The organism is Pseudoalteromonas sp. MMG024, assembly GCF_021654175.1.
Taxonomy (GTDB): domain Bacteria; phylum Pseudomonadota; class Gammaproteobacteria; order Enterobacterales; family Alteromonadaceae; genus Pseudoalteromonas.
Genome location: NZ_JAKFZO010000054.1, coordinates 1 through 772, shown reverse-complemented (window position 1 = coordinate 772; position 772 = coordinate 1). Strand labels below are relative to the sequence as shown.

Annotated in this window: 2 protein-coding genes; both read right to left on the bottom strand. The window is 37.4% G+C overall.

All coding sequences use genetic code 11. The features are described 5' to 3' along the window. Nucleotides 1-9: 9 nt before the first annotated feature. A complete protein-coding gene (locus L1068_RS21820) occupies nt 10-405 on the bottom strand; it encodes a hypothetical protein (protein WP_237131960.1) in 396 nt (131 codons plus the stop codon). Nucleotides 406-503: 98 nt separating this feature from the next. After that, a complete protein-coding gene (locus L1068_RS21815) occupies nt 504-737 on the bottom strand; it encodes a hypothetical protein (protein WP_237131959.1) in 234 nt (77 codons plus the stop codon). Between the last annotated feature and the right edge of the window lie 35 nt (nt 738-772).

Genomic DNA, 772 nt, shown 5'->3' with positions numbered 1-772 from the left:
TATAGCTAGTTAACCACAATGCTCGATAAATATATACCGAAATTTAGCCCAATCCTGAGAAGAGCAAATACGATATTTTAAGCGCTCATAGGCTTTAACGTAATCAGGTTCATCTTTGATTATGGATATGAGTTTATTGCCATACTTTTTAGCATCATCCTTGTTATCAAGGATGTAACTTAGCTCTAAAAGTGAATTATATATATTGGATAATTGGCTTAAATCCATATCATTTTCGTGTTCTAAAATAGCAAGATAAGCAGCATTGGAACTAATAAAGTCTTTCTTTGTAATGAGCAGAAATGCCTGATACATAGACTCGTCTATTTCATTCTTACTTGCAGAATGCACGAGTGAGGAAGTGATTAATAAAAATGATATTAAATAAAGTTGAAGCTTACTCAAAACTATCCCTAGCTATATAACGCCTTTGTAACGGGCAGCTTTGCTGCGAAGCAGCGCTTAAAGCTGTCCAGCCCGAAGGGCGATCGTTGACAAACTTGTTATGTGTTTGCACTACGAGCCCCCACAATAGCAAACCAAAATAGTGCTACACCTGCTAACACCACACCGATTGCAGTGTGATTTGGCTCAATACTGCGTACGTAAATTAGTGGTGCGCCTGCCATAGTTATCGAAACAAGTAAGTAGGCAATTTGTGTCCACCTATTTGTGCCAGTGATTCTCTTACGCCAAGCATTCAGGAGTAATGTACCTACTGGTATTAAAACGATCATTAAAACCTCAAATATTCCGATATTCATTTATGACA